Below are 17,051 nucleotides of genomic sequence, written 5' to 3'. Positions count from 1 at the left end.
TCATGAGTCACATAAACGGACTGGATAAATGCAGCAACCATCAAACATCGATCTCAAAAGCCCCGAACTCTATACCAACCGCCTAATAAGCCTGCTTGAATTCAACCGCCGTGTTCTAGAACAGGCCAAGGATCCTGAGGTGCCTTTGCTGGAGCGGCTCAAGTTCCTGTGCATCCTGAGCACCAACATGGATGAGTTTTTCGAGATTCGCCTCTCGGGGATAAAGCAGAAAGCAGAGCTCGGCTCGGTACAGACCGATATTGATGGCCGCAGCCCGCAAGAGGTTTTGCGCTCCACCGGCACACTGGCCCACGAGATCGTCCATGAACAGTATCAGGTCCTCAACGAGCAAGTGATACCGGCACTGGCCGAGAACTCGATCCACTTCGTCCGTCGCAACCACTGGAGCCAGGCCCAGCGAGATTGGTTACGCTGCTATTTCGAAGAACAACTGCTACCGGTGCTCAGCCCCCTCGGCCTGGATCCCGCCCACCCGTTCCCCAAAGTGCTAAATAAGAGCCTTAACTTCATCTTATCGCTGGAAGGCAAAGACGCCTTCGGACGCAACTCCGGCTTCGCCATAGTCCAGGCACCCCGCTCGCTGCCGCGCGTCATCCAGCTACCCGAAGAGGAGATTGCGGGCGGCGGCCCGCACGATTTCGTCTTCCTCTCCTCAGTAATCCACGCCTTTGTCAACGACCTCTTCCCCGGCATGACGGTTCGCGACTGCTACCAATTCCGGGTTACCCGCAACAGTGACCTTTTCATCGACGAAGAAGAGGTCGACGATCTCATGCGCGCCCTGGAAGGCGAACTGCCTCAGCGCCGCTACGGCCAAGCAGTGCGCCTAGAGGTCGCTGCCAACTGCCCCGATGATATGGCCGACTTACTGCTCAACGAGTTCGAGTTGAGCCGCGACGACCTCTATCAGGTAGATGGACCCGTAAACCTCAACCGCTTAATGGCAGTATACGACCTGGTAGAACGCACTGACCTTAAGTACCCCTCTTTCACCCCGGCACTGCCCACCGCGCTAAGCAGCGGAGCAGACATATTCAAAGCTATACATAAGAGAGATATCCTCCTCCACCACCCTTTCCAATCCTTTTTGCCGGTAATAGAACTCGTTCGCCAGGCCGCCGAGGATCAAAATGTCCTAGCCATCAAGCAAACCCTGTATCGCACCGGCCCTGACTCGGCGATTGTCGAAAACCTGGTTAAGGCCGCCCAGGCTGGCAAAGAGGTCACAGTTGTCATTGAACTACTCGCCCGCTTCGACGAGCGCGAGAACATCGTCCTCGCCAATCGCCTGCAAGAGGCCGGTGCTCATGTCGTATATGGTGTGGTTGGCTATAAAACCCACTGCAAGATGCTGCTAGTTGTCCGCCGCGAAGGCGCCAAGCTCCGCAACTACGTCCACCTCGGCACAGGCAACTACCACTCCAGAACCGCACGGCTATATACCGATTACGGCCTACTCACCGCGGAAAAGTCCGTAGCCGAAGATGTCCATCGGATCTTCTTGCAGCTGACTAGCCTCGGACGCTTTAAAGACTTGCATCGGCTACTACAGGCCCCTTTTACCCTCCATGAGCAGGTAATCACTCGCATAAACCGTGAGGCGGAGCTGGCCGAAGCGGGCAAAACGGGCAGAGTTATAGCCAAGGTCAACGCCTTAACTGAACCACGCACCATCCAAGCCCTCTATCGCGCCTCCCAGGCCGGAGCCGAGATAGACTTAATCGTCCGCGGTATATGTGTTCTGCGCCCTGGAATTGAAGGAGTCTCAGATAACATCCGGGTGCGCTCGATAGTCGGTCGATTCCTGGAGCACACCCGGGTCTTCTACTTTGGCAACGATGGTAACCCGGACATATTCTGCTCCAGCGCCGACTGGATGGATCGGAACTTCTTTCGCCGCGTCGAATCGGCCTTCCCGGTTATAGACCCGCAGACCCGGCAAAGGATTGTTGATGACTTAAACTGCTATCTTCGGGACAACCGCCAAGCCTGGCTCCTGGGTAGCGACGGCACTTACACCCGCTCACAACCAGACTTAGAAGAGGAGCCCTTTAACGCCCAGCAGGTGTTGCTGGAGACGCTCAGCGAAGATAGTTAATAAAAACCACTATAAACTCCCCACTGAGCCTGGCTGCCTCGATGTGGAGGACGCCGTGAATCCTTCCTTGGAGGCTTCATGGCGCCATCCTTGGCGCCAAGACCTCCACATCGAGGCAGCCAGGCTCAGTGGGGAGTTTATAGCGGCTCCCTATGGAACAAACTCAAGTCGCCAGCCGGCCTTACTTAAATAGCGCTGCTCCTGCTCAAGATCAGCGCGCAGCAGAGGATTGTCCTCCAAAGCACTCCCTGCAAAGGAAACCCTTAAGCCGTCCTCAAGGGGCTGGATACGCGGTTCAGCAATATCCTCCTCACTGCGACTGCGGTGCAAAAGGACCGCTTGCCGCAATAGCAGTGCCAGCCTGGTACCGATCTGCGTCCAGCGCTGCGGCAGCGCACTGATTTGGCTGCGCGCCAGCTTACGCCTATGCACTCGCACCAGGAAAGCCAGCAACTGCTGTTCCTGCCGCGAGAAACCGGCCATATCGGCGTTATTGAGGATGTAAGCGCCGTGCTTGTGATACTGGGCGTGGGAGATATCCAAACCGACCTCATGGAGTTGTGCCGCCCAATCGAGGATATCGCAGCAAAATTGATCGGCTACCCCCCAGGTAGAGGCCACCTGGCTATGCAAGCGCATGGCTGTCCTACTGACCCGGTCAGCCTGCTCAGCGTCTACCGAATAACGCCGCCGCAGGGCAGCCACACTGGCATCGCGAGCGTCCTCGGCCCCCGCAACCAGACCAGCCCGACCGCCGAGATCGTAGAGTAGGCCCTCGCGCATGGCGCCATCCGAGACCTCCATGCGATCGATATCCAAGGCCTCGAAGACGGCGCTCAACGCCGCAACTCCTGGCGGGAAGACTATCTGTCGATCTGCAGACAAGCCAACTTGGGCGGCCAACTTCTTACAGCTGCCATCTTCAACCAAAGCCTTACGCAGCCGCAGCAGGGCATCGGCGGTAATAACCCCGGGCGGGGTCGCGTACATATGAGTGCAAAAATGAGCAACGGCCCGCACAGTCCCTGAGGCCCCGACAGCACTCTGCCAGCCGGAGGCACGGAACTTACCCTCTACCGGCTCCAGCTCCAGCCTCCCTTGCAGAACAGCCTGCTCCATTCGCTGAGCGGTTATCCTGCCATCGCCGAAAAATTCGTTATTTAGCCGCACACACCCTAAATGCATGCTCTCCATCTGCAGTGGCGACTCACCTTCACCGATGATAATCTCCGTACTGCCACCACCTATGTCGACAACCAAGCGCCGACTACTATCAAAACCGAGACTATGGGCTACACCTAGGTAGACCAGTCGGGCCTCTTCGTAGCCCGAGACAACCTCAATCGGGTGGCCTAGCACCTGCTCTGCCTCTCTCATGAGTTGATCCGCGTCACGGGCACGGCGCAAGGTGTTGGTGCCGACAACCCGAACGTTGCCCGGATCGAAATGGCGCAGGCGCTCGCCGAAACGCTGCAAGCAGGCCAGGGCCCGCTCGCGGGCCTGGCAATTGAGATTCTTCTCCTGGTCGGTCAGCCCCTCAGCCAGGCGCACCGTCTCACGCAGCCGATCTATCACCCGCAGGGTACCAGTCTCGGGGGACAACCCGGCAACGATCATGTGAAAGCTATTCGAGCCGAGATCTACCGCGGCTACTACCTGCTCACCGAAATCAGCTCCCACACCTCACTCCACTGCTCTTAGCATAGCCGCAAAGATAAACAAATCAATGAACTTCTGGCCCAAACAACTCGACCCTATTCCGCCCGCCAACTTTAGCCCTATACAGCGCCTTGTCGGCAGCCTCAATGAGTGCTTCTACACTATCCAACCTACTATCCGAACCATCGCTGATCGCATAACCAATCGAGGTAGTAATCCGCCTTGCAGGGGCACCTGCACCAGGGGAGTATTCTGTCTCAGCGATAGCCTTGCGTATTCGCTGCATTATGCCTTTAGCCGCCAACTCTCCGACATCCGGCAGAGCCAGCAAAAACTCTTCACCGCCATAACGCGCCAGGATGTCGTCATCACGCACTTGTTGACGTAACACTTGTGCTACGCCGTAAAGGACAGCATCGCCAGCCTGATGGCCCAGCTCATCATTTACCCGTTTAAAGTAATCGAGGTCGATCAAGGCTAAGGCCATAGTCTTATTGTGCTTGCGCGCCTGGGCAAATGCCTGCTTGAGTCGTTTCTCTAAGTGCCGGCGATTGTATAACTCGGTTAGGGCATCTTTTTCCGCCTGATCCTTAAGGATACTATTCTGAGCCTCGAGCTCTTGGTTTCTGCGCCTCTCCTGAGCTGCCTCATGAATCATATGCAGGCTGCGCAGCGTCAAAGTCTCACGCGCCTGATCAGAGATGGCAGCCAGATCTTCCACTGAGGTATTCTCAATTTCGTAGACATCAGTGAGATGCCTGACCAGTTCAGCCACTTTACTCAGCACTTCTCCAAACGCTTCTTGATCCCATCCATAGAACTCATAAGCCAAAGAAGCCGCCTGCATAGTGGCACTATCGCTATCTCGGGTGACCCAGATATCGGCCATCCGACTCGATAAAGCGACTATCTTGCCTAACTCTTTTTGCTGGCACAGGTTACCCTCATTCTCGGGCAGATCCATAAGCTCTGGTTCATGGCTTGCGAATGCTGCACATTGCAAATACTCAGGCAAATTCCAGCGCTGCATAAGCCAGAGGCCGAGCTCGGCGTGGTCGACCTCAAGGATATTTTTTTCAGCCAGGCGTAAAGACTCATGATCTTCCGCCTCTGCCGCCAAGCGACCGTACTCCCGCGGCATCAGAGCATCGAAAACGAGCATGCCGATATCCTGTAGCATCCCGGCAAGCAACACCTCTTCGGAGTTTAACCTGCCAATACGTTCGGATATGGACTGAGCAGCAGCGCCACTGACCATGGCCCGCCGCCAAAAGGCGTGGTAGTCGAGACGTCCCGAAACTGAGTTCAGGTTGCGCACAAGCACAAACCCCAGGGCCAGAGTCAAGGTAGCCTCTAGCCCCAGGGCCATTATTGCCTCACGCAAGCTGCTCGCTTTGCGTCGGTGGGCAAAAATAGGCGAATTGGCTGCACGTAATATCTTAGCGGTCAGAGCAGGATCACGTGACAGTACTTCACTTACCTCGGTTGTATCTACCTCAGCTTGTTGGCCAAGCTCAACGATTCGCTGTGCGACGCCAGGTATTGTGGGCAGGCTCTGTGCCCGTTCGAGACGCTTCTCGATCTCGGGTTTCATCAATCCCCTCTGCCGCTTGATCGCCCCTTACTGCGGCAATCTCTCCTGACCCATCAGCCATTTGCTGCAACGTTATGCGGTTGAGCAACTCATAAACCTGCTTGCTCAAGTCCGCCCATACAGCCTGCTTTTGCTCCTCGCTACTTGCTGCTGGCTGACCTGTATCTTGTTCAGTACGCGCGCCTACGTAGCCATCAACGGCCATTATGATCTGCGCTACGGTAATCTGGTCGGCTGACTTTGCCAAGCGGTATCCACCTCCTGGACCTCGCACTCCGTAGACCAGATTCTCGCGCCGCATCGGCGCAAACAGCTGCTCCAAATAGGAGAGCGATATACCCTGGCTTGCAGATATCTCAGCCAGCGTTACCGGACGTTTGCCGACATTCCGGGTCAGCTCGACCATTGCGGATACTGCATAGCGACCTCTTGTAGATAATCTCATAGCTCATGACCTTCAGCGGTGGAGGGAAATATACACTTCATATCTATCCCAACAGCCGTGCTAAGTCAACCCCTCGAAAAATGCTGCAAATTCAGGCTAACTACCCAAGATCAAAAGAGTGCCCTTCACCGAGGCTAAAAAGCAACCAACGATTTAAAAATCGGTTCTCAGCCCAACGCTTAGCCAAGCTCAGCGACGCATAGCGTGCGCCGCCCCCGCCCATCTCTATTACCTCTGCCACCCGGGCATCATGATATACGCGCACTGTTAGGTCCGGGATGGCCTCACGGTTACCGTCAGCGCCTTGAAAGCGATGAGTTAACAAAGTAGTGGTAGTGTAGCGGCTGCACTCAAGAACCTCTAGGCAGAGCTCTACCCCATGGCGGGAGACAGAGACTTTGCCCCCCGAGTTAAACCCGGTTCTCAAGTCAGGAGCCAGGCGGCGCATATAGATATAGTTGATTTCACAGAGTTCCATAAGCGCCGCAAAGCTACATGGCGGCGCCTCTAAAGAACCCTTGGGCGGTAAGGTGATCTCCATCATGCGCGGGAGAATAACATGCTCTTAAGAAAAAGGGGACAACTTCTCAACCACTCTTAACTAGTCTCAACTAGTAACCTGTACGAAACTCCTAAACCTCCCCCTCAGAGCCACTTGGTTGCCCCGCTGTGGAGGTCTTGGCGCCAGGGGTGACCACATGAAGCCTCCAGGGATGGATTTACGGCTGCCTCCACAGCGGGGCAACCAAGTGGCTCTGAGGGGAGTTATTAGAGGCGCCCTAAAGGGAACGGCTCCTTCATCGACCATGCCAGCTACTAAACTCGCCGACTAAGACCGCGTTGATGGATGAGGGTCGAGGCGATCTCCTCGATGGACATAGTCGTTATATCAAGATAAGGAACCCGCTCGCGGCGAAACATGGCCTCGGCTCGGGCCACTTCGTACTCACACTGACGCAACTCGGCGTAGCGACTATTAGGTCGCCTCTCCTGACGGATCTGATGAAGCCTATCAGGATCGATGGTCAAACCGAACAATTTGTCTTTCTGGTGGCGCAGGCCTTGCGGCAAACCCGAGCCAAAGCGATTATCCACCAGATCGTCAGCGGTCAGCGGATAGTTAGCTGCGTATATACCGTATTGCAGCGCTAAATAGAGCGCTGCCGGGGTCTTACCGCTACGCGATACTCCCACGAGGATTATGTCGGAGCGGCCATAGTGACGGAGAGTTGCACCATCATCGTGATGCAGTGCAAAATTCATGGCCTCAATTCTTATGTCGTACATGCTATCATCTGCCATGCCGTGGGAACGGCCGATGATTTGCTGTGGCGGCACCTTCAACTCGCTCTCTAGCGATTTTATAAAGGTGTCGAAAAAGTCGTATAAGACGATGTCCTTGCTGTCGCGCAGGACGGCCAAGACATCTTGATCGATGATGGTAGAGAAGACGATGGGGCGGTTAAGGTCACGAGCAGAGGCTGCTCTGATGCGTTTTAGCGCCCCGCGAGACTTTTCCACCGAATCGATAAACGGGATGGTTGCTTGTTCGGTAACCACATCGAACTGGGTCAACAACGAGTGCCCGAGAGCCTCGGCAGTTATCCCGGTTCGATCTGAAACAAAAAACACCCTGCGCACGTCACTCATCGGTAGCGTTCCTAGTATCGCTTAAGCCGGCTGGTCATATTAGACCATAGAGTCGGTTACGACACAGTGGATCGCAGACACACGAAAGTGAAGCTTCAGGGGAGCAAAGCCTTGCAAGAATATGTAGTAGAGTTAGACGCCCTAGGAATGGGCGACGTGGATCGAGTCGGTGGCAAGAACGCATCTCTCGGTGAAATGATCAGCAATCTTAGTAGCGCCGGTGTCCAAGTGCCTGGCGGCTTTGCAACGACATCAGCCGCTTACTGGGCATTTCTCGACGCCAACGGCCTGCGCGAGGCAATCCGCGAGGCCCTATCCGGCCTGGATGTCGACGATGTGGAGCAGCTAGCCAACACCGGCGCGCGCATCCGTAAGATGATCCTTGATGCCCCGCTGCCGGAAAGCCTCGATGCTGCCATTCGCCAGAGCTACGAGAAGCTTGAGGCCCAAACACCGGGCGAGGCATCTTTCGCAGTGCGCTCATCTGCTACCGCAGAAGACCTGCCTGACGCCTCATTCGCCGGCCAGCAGGAGACCTTCCTCAACGTGCGCGGACTCGACGGCATCCGCGAAGCAATCCATCACGTCTTCGCCTCGCTGTTCACCGATCGGGCCATATCCTACCGGGTTCATCACGGTTTTGATCACGAGCAGGTCGCATTGTCCGCCGGCATCCAGCGCATGGTGCGCTCCGATATCGGCGCCTCAGGCGTAATGTTCACCATAGACACTGAATCTGGCTTCGACCAGGCAGTCTTCATCACCGCCGCCTGGGGATTGGGCGAGACCGTCGTGCAGGGAGCAGTAAACCCCGACGAGTTCTACGTCTACAAGCCCAACCTGGAGGCCGGACGCCCCGCCATTTTACGCCGCAGCCTCGGCGGTAAGGCCATCAAGATGGTCTACTCGGGCGAAACCGGCCATGGCAAGACGGTCGAAACCGTGGATGTTCCTGAACAAGACCGGATGCGGTTTTGCTTGACCGACGAGGACATTAATAGCCTTGCCCGGCAGGCGGTAACAATCGAGCAGCACTACGGCCGGCCGATGGATATCGAGTGGGGCAAAGACGGCAACGATGGGCGTATATATATCCTCCAAGCTCGCCCTGAAACTGTCAAAAGCCGCGATGGTGGCCAAGTCCTCGAGCGCTACCACCTCAAAAACCGCGGTGAAGTTCTCGCCGAAGGGCGCTCCATCGGCCAGCGCATCGGCGCCGGGCCGTCACGGGTGGTGGCCAGCATTGATGAAATCAACCGTGTCCAACCCGGTGATGTGCTCGTAACCGACATGACCGACCCCGACTGGGAGCCGATCATGAAGCGCGCCGCGGCTATTGTCACCAATCGCGGCGGGCGCACTTGCCACGCTGCCATAATTGCCCGGGAGCTAGGCATTCCGGCCATTGTCGGCTGCGGCGATGCCACCGAGAAGATCCCCGATAGCGTCGAGGTTACAGCCTCCTGCGCTGAAGGTGACACCGGCTTTATCTACGAAGGCCTGCAGGACTTTGAGGTCCGCGAGGTCTCTTTGAAGGATATGCCCGAAATCCCGTTCAAGATTATGATGAACGTCGGCAACCCCGACCGGGCCTTCGATTTTAGCTTCCTGCCTAATGAGGGAGTCGGACTGGCCCGGGTAGAGTTCATCATCAACCGCATGATCGGCATTCACCCCAAAGCTCTTCTCGAGTACGATCAGCAGGAACCATCGGTTAAGCGGGTCATAGATTCACAGACCGCCGGCTACATAAACCCCGAAGAGTTCTACGTAGATAAGCTCGCCGAGGGCATCTCAATGCTCGGTGCAGCGTTCTATCCCAAGCCGGTCATAGTGCGCCTCTCGGACTTCAAGTCTAACGAGTACGCCAACCTGATCGGCGGTGAGAAGTACGAGCCGCACGAAGAGAACCCGATGATCGGTTTCCGCGGCGCCTCGCGCTACATAGCACCGCATTTCCAGGACTGCTTCAAGCTTGAGTGCCGGGCCTTACGCAAGGTGCGCGATGATATGGCCCTGGATAACGTCTGGATCATGGTGCCGTTCGTACGCACGCTCAGCGAAGGCGAGCGCGCCATCAGCCTGCTGGCCGAAAACGGTCTGGAACGAGGCAAGAATGGCTTGAAGGTCATGATGATGTGCGAGCTGCCATCGAACGCGGTACTCGCCGACGAGTTTCTGGAGATGTTCGACGGTTTCTCCATTGGCTCGAACGACCTTACCCAGCTTACCCTGGGCCTTGACCGCGACTCGGGAACAATCGCTCACCTATTCGATGAGCGCGATGAGGCTGTCAAACGCATGCTATCGATGGCCATCCAAGCCTGTAACCGGCACAGCAAATACGTCGGTATTTGCGGCCAAGGCCCCTCGGACCATCCAGATCTGGCCCGCTGGCTGATGGAACAGGGGATTGAGAGCGTCTCGTTAAACCCCGACTCGGTGGTTGAGACGTGGCTCTATCTAGCTGGCCAGGAGTAAGCCAAAGGAGCCAGCCAAAGCCGCCGTCCCCGCCCTAACTTGGGCGGGGGCTTATTTTAGCTATGACTAGCCCTACTGATGGGGACATCTAAAATCTCCCCACGGGGAGTTTTAGAGTTTCCCTAATTGGCCGCCGTTATTCTGTCACCGCAACCGGCAGATCCGGATTATTACCCCACTCCGACCAAGACCCCGCATAGGCCCGCACGCCAGCAAAGCCGAGGGTGCGCAAGACGACGTACATCAACGACGAACGGTGGTGGCTTTGACAGTAGACCACTATATCTTGCTCCGCTGTCACTCCCCGCTCGGCCAGCATGGCACGCAGCTCAGCCTCGCTGCGCAAGGCTGGGGCTGCCTCGGGATCCTTAAGATCAGCCCAGTCCAAGTGGACAGCCCCAGGTATATGCCCGCCGCGTTCAGCTAAGGATTGCTCCCCGGTGTACTCCTCACGGGTACGGCAGTCGAGCAACACTACCTCAGGATCATTCAGCCGCTGTAACACCCACTGCGAATCAACCAAGCAATGAGGTGCGCGCGCCTGTTCATCCAGATAGGCCGGTTTAGGTTGAGTCGGCTCTCTGCCAACCGGCAGATCACTTTCCAACCACCCCTGCAATCCGCCATCTAGAATGAAATGACGCGGATGGCCAAGCCAATCCAGGCTCCAGGCAAGGCGGCTGGCCTTGCCACAACCGTCCGAGTCGTAGGCCACGACCTCAATGTCGTCACTTATCCCGACAGCCGCCAAATCCCGAGCCAAACAATCAGGCTCCGGGGCCAAGCCCATCGCCGGCGGCTCGCGTTTAACAAGGACTTCATAGTCGAGCTGAACAGCCCCCGGTATGTGCGTCTTTTGATAACGTGAGCGGTCGCCGACATCGACGACTAGCACACCCGCGGATCCGAGTCGATCATTCAGCTGTTGGGGAGATAAAAGCATAGGGTGATCTTTCTTCCTGAGCGAAAACCTGGCCTACCTTAGACGGGCAAGCGCATAAACTCGCGCCTATAGTGACGTAACTCTGCGATTGAGTCGCGCACATCGTCGAGCGCCAAATGGGAACCACTTTTGGAGACTCCCTGAGCAACGCCTGGAGCCCAACGCCGTGCCAGCTCTTTAAGGGTGCTAACATCTATGTGGCGGTAATGGAAATAAGCCTCCAAGCGCGGCATCCAGCGCGCCATAAAGCGCCGATCCTGACATATACTATTCCCGCACATAGGTGAGACACCTGCCGGCACATACTGACCGAGGAACCGCAGCATCTCATCCTCGGCTTGAACCTCATCCATAGTGCTAGAGCGAACCCTCTCTATCAAACCCGACTGATTATGCTGCTTGGTATTCCATTCATCCATGTTCTGCAGCACTTGCTGAGATTGATTGATCACCAGAATTGGGCTTTCAGCAATAACATCCAGGTTGCTATCTGTAACAATTGCCGCCATCTCGATTATGCGATCCTGACTCGGATCGAGCCCGGTCATCTCAAGGTCGATCCAAATCAAGTTCCATTTCGAAAGGCCCATATAATCTCCAAATAATGCTCGACTAACGACAAAAACGGCCCACTGACATCACCAAGTCTCCGGCTCAGGCCGCCTTCTCTCCTCCGGGGTTAACAGATCACGCGGCTCCCCTTCCGCATCCTCTCCATCAGGCTCGCCCTCCGGCTCTTCAGCCTCTCGCTCCGGTTCCGGGTCCTCAGCCTCTTGCTCCGGTTCCGGGTCTTCAACGTCAGGCGGCTGCTCACGCCTTAACTGCGCCCCCTCATCACGTTCGCGGCGCTCCTCCGGGGTCAGCAGGTCAACTGGACCACCCTCTTCTAGCTGTCCCATATCCAACGACTCACCTACCGATCCCTCCCGCTCGGCAATTCTTGATATCGCATCGGGGCTAAGCAGGGTAAGAGATATACGCCTGTTTACCGGCGAACGAGGATCTTCTCTATCAAAGGGAATAGTATCAGCATAGCCCGAGACCTGAGCCACGCGATCGCTGCCTAAACCGGCGTCACGCAGAATCACCCGTGCCTCATTGGCCCGATCTGCCGAAAGGAACCAATTATCGTAGTCATCGCGCACAAAGGGACGGGCATCAGTGTGTCCGGAAATGGATATCGGATTAGGGATTCCCTCGAAGGCCTCGGCCAGAGCACGGAGTATCCTTTGGGTGTGCGGTTCAGGCTGAGCACTACCCGACTCATACATGGGCCGCCCTTCTTCATCGACTAGCTGAATACGGAGCCCATCTTCTGTCAGATCCATGAGGATTTGGTCGTGATAATCTTCCAGCTCGGGAATCCCCATGACCCTCTCATGGAAGTCTTCGGCGAGTTCGCGCATCTCTTCGGTCTCCAACCAATCCCGACCAATAGGCATACCTTCTAGGTCGATTGGAGCCTGCCGCTCGCCCTCAAAATCAATCACCTCACGACTCGCCGGATCCTTAAATGCCGTCGGATCTTGGAAATACTGACCAATCCCCCGGCGCTGATCATCATCCAGCGCCAACAACAACCAAAGCACCAGAAAGATAGCAAACATCGCCGTCATGAAGTCGGCAAAGGCTATCTTCCACGACCCTCCGTGATGGCCGTGCTCTGCCTTCTTAACCCGTTTTACTACTATCGGGCGGGTCTTATTCTCATCGACCATGGGTATCGATCCGCCCTATCCTTCCTGCTTCTTGGCGGCCATCATCTTCACATGCTCTTCCAGCTCAAAGAAGGTCGGGCGCTCGGCCTCGAACATCGCCTTACGGCCAAACTCCACAGCCACAACCGGCTTATATCCGTTGAGCACAGCCAGCAATGTCACCTTAATTGTCTCAAGGAATTTGGTCTGTTCAGTGACTCGATGCTCCATCGCCTGCCCGACCGGACCAATAAAGGCATAGCCGGCAAAAATACCGGTAAACGTACCTATCAGCGCAGAGGCCACCAGTCCACCGATTGTCATAACATCAGCGTCGAGTGAACCCAACGCAATAACTACGCCCAAAAGCGCTGCCACAATACCGAACCCTGGCATAGCGTCAGCTACTTTATTGACTGCTGCCGCTGGTCTTTCGGCCTCTTTATGGTGGGTCTCTATCTCGACATCCATGAGATTTTCCATCTCAAAGGGGTTCATATTGCCACCCACCATGAGGCGCAGATAATCACAGAGAAATTCCAGCGCCACATGATCATTTAGGATCCGCGGATATGACTGAAAGAGTTCGCTCTCGTGCGGGTTATCTACATCATCCTCGATCGAAAGCAGCCCATCCTTCTGAGCACGCTGAAATATCTCGTAGAGCAGCGCCAGCAAGTCCATATAATGTTCGCGCGAATAGGGCGCACCACCAGGTATCTTCGGCACGGTCGATATAACTTGGCGGATGATCTTCATAGGATTGGCGATCAAAAAGCCGCCAATCGCCGCACCGAAGATGATCAAAAACTCATAAGGCTGCCACAGGATGGTCAGGTGGCCGCCGTGCGCTGCATAGCCAACTATAACCGAGAAGAACGCGATAGCGGCGCCGATTAGTACTATCATGGTCTGCTTATCCTACCCTCGCACCTAAGCAAATCGCCGTCGCACAGTGTAACCTATGTGCGCTAATAAGGCTCGGGGCTTGATGTTTGATTTATAAACTCAGGCGTTACTAGTATTCTGTTACCCTTAACCCCCTGGCACGGGGGCTACGAAAGCTGTTTGGGTAGAGCACCCCCCAATGAAATAGTCGAATGCTCCCATACAATAACAGGATCTCTATGGCTCAGCATTATACGCAAAGAATTACAGACTGGGTTGCCATCTTATCTGAGACACGGCTGCCGCGGATCCCCACCCATAGCATCGATTTCGATCTCTCTCCCAGAGATTTGGCCGAACAAGTATATGGGGACCCAGCGCTGGTCTTGAACTTGATCAGAGACGTTAACGCCATTGCCCCGCGACATTTTGAAGGCGGCATACACAGCATGGAAGAGGCCGTCTTAATGCGCGGTACCGGCGGCCTGCAGAAGGTCATCGCTAGCATGACGGGGGCACAGGATACTCTCAATGCTGACAACTACCGCGGCTATCTATTCACCTGTGAGCGGGCAATACACGCCGCCTGTCAGGCACGGCGCTGGGCATTCAAATTGGCCGATATGTTGCCCAATGAGGTATTCACTGCCGCCATGCTGCGCCATAGTGCTGAGCTGGCCATGTGGATCCATGATCACGGCGCGGTAATGCGCGCCATCCATGAAATGGCCCCAGAGCCAACATACGCCTCTGAAGCAGAGTACGTCACTCTCGGCTTTTCCTTAGGAGAGCTGAATCAAGCCCTGGCGCAGGCCTGGAAGTTACCCAATCTAGTCGCCGAATCAAGCCACTCAATGGCCGCCGACACCCGCTCACCGCGCAGCTGGGCGGTTGGGCTAGCGGCGCGTTTAGCCGCACTAGCCCGTCAGGGTTGGGAGCACCCCGAGATGAAGCCGCTAATTGAAGCGATTAGTGAGCTACTGGAGATTAGCGAAGATAGTATCCAGGAGGAGATAACAGCCGGAGCGCGCGATGCCAGCTCGCTATTGCCCTGGAAACCGGTAACCTTCGCCCCATTGCTCCTTGGCGAGGGCGAAGAGGGCTCTGTCGACGCCGCCCCCAATCCGTACCTCTCCCATGGTCAAGCGAAGGGCGGTGTCTGCTTGGCACCACGACTGAATATCTTTAATCGAGTCCGCAACGAACTTGAGCGGCGCGACTATTCCCGTTCAATAGAAAAACTGAAGATACGCAATGAGCCTGCCAAGCAGGACGACGCAGTGCTGAACTTGGCTATGAGCGGACTATACGATGGCTTGGGGTTGAGCAGGGTCCTTTATGCCGAACTGAGGCCCGATCGTGAGACCCTAGCCGCAAAGTTCGTATTGGGCGCTACAGGTGATCCTCTCTTTCACCGCTTCCGCGTCGACATATCGCGCCCTTCGCTTATCCAGGATCTCATGGCAAAACCGGCGGCAGTATGGCTGCAGCCCAATCGCTTTGACCGCATGCGCGGCCGGGCCCCAGCCCCCTTGATAGGGATAGCTGCAGGGCGTTCGTTTTTCCTAGCCTCGCTCTATGTCGGTGAAGTGCCGCGCGGCATTTTTTACGCCGACCGGCACAGAGTTGACAACCGCCTCGACGAGACGAGCTTCAAGAGGTTTCGCCGACTCTGTGCACTCGCCAGCGTGCGCCTGAAAGAGCTCAGCAAATAACCCTCTCCAAGGCGGCAAGTCAGCCTCGGGGAACCTCTAAAACTTCGCCGGCGCCATCATATGCCCCGGTGTGGAGGACGCCGTGGATCCATCCCTGGAGGCTTCATGGCGCCATCCCTGGCGCCAAGACCTCCACACCGGGGCAGATGGTGGCGCCGGCGAAGTTTTTCTCGGAGAACGCTAAGCTTTCAGCGCCCATTCTTTCAGCCTGGAGGCCACTTTAACGGGCGGCCGCCGATTACGTGCAGATGAAGATGATAGACTTCCTGGCCACCATCCGGGCCGCAGTTAAATACAGTCCGATAACCGCTCTGGGCTATGCCCTCACGGCGGGCTACTTCACGCGCCGCAGTGAACATCTCCCCCAACAGATCACCATCCTCGGGGGTTAGCTCTTCCAGGGTCTGGATCTGGCGACGCGGAATGACCAGCACGTGTACCGGGGCCTGCGGGTTGATGTCGCGAAAGGCTACCACCTGCTCCGACTCATAAACGACATCGGCGTCACCCTCGCCACGTGCAATCTGCGCGAAGATTTCCTCAACTGACATCCTGCATCCTCAAGCTGAATATGAACAGTGGACTATATTCGGAACCATTAAATCCCCCGGGGCCACTCAACCGCTCCAGGGAACCTCTAAAAACTTCGCCGGCGCCACCATCCGCCCCGTTGTGGAGGACGCCGTGAATCCATCCCTGGAGGCTTCATGGCGCCATCCCTGGCGCCAAGACCTCCACACCGGGGCGGATGAGTGGCGCCGGCGAAGTTTTAGAGGCACCCTCCAGGGACGGATTTACGGCGTCCTCCACTCCGGAGCGGTTAAGTGGCCCAGGGATAGTCCCCTATTGTGAGCTACCACCATATTCTTGCCTACCCAGGAAGGCGTGAGAAAGTGTCCCCTGATCGACTTGCTCAAGTGCACCGCCCATGGGAACCCCGTGGGCTATACGGGTAGTGCGCACGGCATACTCGCAAGCCATTTCGCGAACATAATGAGCGGTGGCCTCGCCTTCAACCGTAGGGCTGGTGGCGAGGATTATCTCGCTTATCTGCCCAGCTGCAAGGCGTTGCTCGAGGCGATCCAACCCTAACTCCTCGGGCCCGATACCATCCAACGGGGATAATTGGCCTCCGAGCACCAAGTAGACGCCGCTAAAATCAGTAGCCTGCTCCAGGGCGATAACATCGGCGCTACTCTCAACGATGCACAACAGGGAACGGTCGCGCTTGGGGCTAGAGCAAATACTGCACAGCTGCTGCTCGGTGAGAATACCGCAATCACGGCACTCGCCGACCCTGTCTGCAGCGTTGCTCAGGGCCGCTGCAAGCCGCCGAGCCCCATCACGATCGCGCTGCATTAGATGCAACGCCATCCGCTGCGCGGTCCGGGCACCAACACCAGGCAGCCGGCGCAACGAGTCGATAAGCTCAGTCAATCCTGGTGAAAAAGCGCTACCCATGGGCTTTAATTGGCCCCATCAAATCCCTGTGAGCACTACCGGGAAATACCTAAACAGCAGTCAGAAAAGATCAAAACGGCATCTTCATCCCGGGCGGCAACCCCATGCTTTCGGCCATGCCGGACATTCTCTCCTGGCTTTCGCGCTGGACCTTCTGCACCGCATCGTTGAACGCCGCAGCGACCAGGTCCTCAACCATCTCCCGGTCATCCTCGAACAGCGAGGGATCTATATCTACCTTGCGCACCTCTTGTTTGCCGGTCATTAAGACCTTAACCATGCCGGCACCGGCCTCGCCGGTTATCTCCATAGCTGCTATCTCTTCCTGCGCCTTCTGCATATCTTCCTGCATCTTCTGCGCCTGCTTCATAATGTTGCCAAGTCCACCTTTCATCACGA

The 17,051-nt window shown here is 56.2% G+C and carries 14 protein-coding genes and 1 pseudogene; 3 read left to right on the top strand and 12 right to left on the bottom strand.

Annotated elements, in window-relative coordinates; genetic code table 11:
* Positions 1-28 precede the first annotated feature (28 nt).
* Positions 29-2,119, top strand: coding sequence for a polyphosphate kinase 1 (ppk1, locus tag HH1059_RS03520; protein ID WP_096408360.1), 2,091 nt, complete (start codon positions 29-31; stop codon positions 2,117-2,119).
* 150 nt (positions 2,120-2,269) lie between these two features.
* Here the strand turns inward: ppk1 and HH1059_RS03515 are convergent, their stop codons facing one another.
* The 5 genes from HH1059_RS03515 to ppsR all read right to left on the bottom strand — a co-directional run bounded on the left by HH1059_RS03515 (position 2,270) and on the right by ppsR (position 7,467).
* The gene (locus HH1059_RS03515) at positions 2,270-3,799 is read right to left on the bottom strand and encodes a Ppx/GppA phosphatase family protein (RefSeq protein WP_338033909.1); all 1,530 of its coding nucleotides are present in this window, start codon (positions 3,797-3,799) and stop codon (positions 2,270-2,272) included.
* Positions 3,800-3,842: 43 nt separating this feature from the next.
* Positions 3,843-5,372: a sensor domain-containing diguanylate cyclase gene (locus tag HH1059_RS03510; protein WP_096408358.1), complete on the bottom strand. Its 1,530-nt coding sequence runs from the start codon at positions 5,370-5,372 to the stop codon at positions 3,843-3,845.
* Positions 5,293-5,817 (bottom strand): Rrf2 family transcriptional regulator, encoded by a 525-nt coding sequence (locus HH1059_RS03505; protein ID WP_096408355.1) that lies wholly within the window; start codon positions 5,815-5,817, stop codon positions 5,293-5,295. Before HH1059_RS03505 ends, HH1059_RS03510 begins: the two co-directional genes overlap by 80 nt.
* A gap of 100 nt (positions 5,818-5,917) precedes the next feature.
* Positions 5,918-6,358, bottom strand: a complete 441-nt coding sequence (locus tag HH1059_RS03500; protein ID WP_096410309.1) for a DUF1249 domain-containing protein — start codon at positions 6,356-6,358, stop codon at positions 5,918-5,920.
* 275 nt (positions 6,359-6,633) lie between these two features.
* A complete protein-coding gene (gene ppsR, locus HH1059_RS03495; RefSeq protein WP_096408353.1) occupies positions 6,634-7,467 on the bottom strand; it encodes a posphoenolpyruvate synthetase regulatory kinase/phosphorylase PpsR in 834 nt (277 codons plus the stop codon).
* Between the two features lie 111 nt (positions 7,468-7,578).
* Between ppsR and ppsA the strand changes: the two genes are divergently transcribed.
* Positions 7,579-9,948, top strand: a complete 2,370-nt coding sequence (gene ppsA, locus HH1059_RS03490; protein WP_096410308.1) for a phosphoenolpyruvate synthase — start codon at positions 7,579-7,581, stop codon at positions 9,946-9,948.
* A 136-nt stretch (positions 9,949-10,084) separates the two neighbouring features.
* Here ppsA and HH1059_RS03485 read toward each other — a convergent pair whose 3' ends face one another.
* The 4 genes and pseudogenes from HH1059_RS03485 to motA all read right to left on the bottom strand — a co-directional run bounded on the left by HH1059_RS03485 (position 10,085) and on the right by motA (position 13,497).
* Positions 10,085-10,891 carry a sulfurtransferase gene (locus HH1059_RS03485; protein ID WP_096408350.1) on the bottom strand — a complete coding sequence of 269 codons (807 nt, stop codon included), beginning with the start codon at positions 10,889-10,891 and terminating at the stop codon, positions 10,085-10,087.
* A 38-nt stretch (positions 10,892-10,929) separates the two neighbouring features.
* Complete coding sequence (gene orn, locus HH1059_RS03480; protein ID WP_096408348.1) at positions 10,930-11,481, bottom strand: oligoribonuclease; 552 nt, start codon at positions 11,479-11,481, stop codon at positions 10,930-10,932.
* A gap of 312 nt (positions 11,482-11,793) precedes the next feature.
* Positions 11,794-12,609: pseudogene (locus HH1059_RS13915) on the bottom strand (flagellar motor protein MotB); the annotation flags it as partial.
* A 15-nt stretch (positions 12,610-12,624) separates the two neighbouring features.
* The gene (motA, locus tag HH1059_RS03470; RefSeq protein ID WP_096408343.1) at positions 12,625-13,497 is read right to left on the bottom strand and encodes a flagellar motor stator protein MotA; all 873 of its coding nucleotides are present in this window, start codon (positions 13,495-13,497) and stop codon (positions 12,625-12,627) included.
* Between the two features lie 218 nt (positions 13,498-13,715).
* Between motA and HH1059_RS03465 the strand changes: the two genes are divergently transcribed.
* A complete protein-coding gene (locus tag HH1059_RS03465; RefSeq protein WP_162549341.1) occupies positions 13,716-15,191 on the top strand; it encodes an HDOD domain-containing protein in 1,476 nt (491 codons plus the stop codon).
* Between the two features lie 203 nt (positions 15,192-15,394).
* Here the strand turns inward: HH1059_RS03465 and HH1059_RS03460 are convergent, their stop codons facing one another.
* The 3 genes from HH1059_RS03460 to HH1059_RS03450 form a co-directional block, all read right to left on the bottom strand.
* A complete protein-coding gene (locus HH1059_RS03460; RefSeq protein ID WP_096408338.1) occupies positions 15,395-15,742 on the bottom strand; it encodes a histidine triad nucleotide-binding protein in 348 nt (115 codons plus the stop codon).
* A 292-nt stretch (positions 15,743-16,034) separates the two neighbouring features.
* Complete coding sequence (gene recR, locus HH1059_RS03455) at positions 16,035-16,652, bottom strand: recombination mediator RecR (RefSeq protein WP_096408335.1); 618 nt, start codon at positions 16,650-16,652, stop codon at positions 16,035-16,037.
* 70 nt (positions 16,653-16,722) lie between these two features.
* Positions 16,723-17,049: a YbaB/EbfC family nucleoid-associated protein gene (locus HH1059_RS03450; protein WP_096408333.1), complete on the bottom strand. Its 327-nt coding sequence runs from the start codon at positions 17,047-17,049 to the stop codon at positions 16,723-16,725.
* Positions 17,050-17,051 lie beyond the last annotated feature (2 nt).

Origin of the sequence: Halorhodospira halochloris (genome assembly GCF_002356555.2) — a bacterium.
GTDB classification, from domain to species: Bacteria; Pseudomonadota; Gammaproteobacteria; order Nitrococcales; family Halorhodospiraceae; genus Halorhodospira; species Halorhodospira halochloris.
Note: the sequence above shows the minus strand (reverse complement) of the source record. Positions and strands in the feature narration are given on the sequence as shown.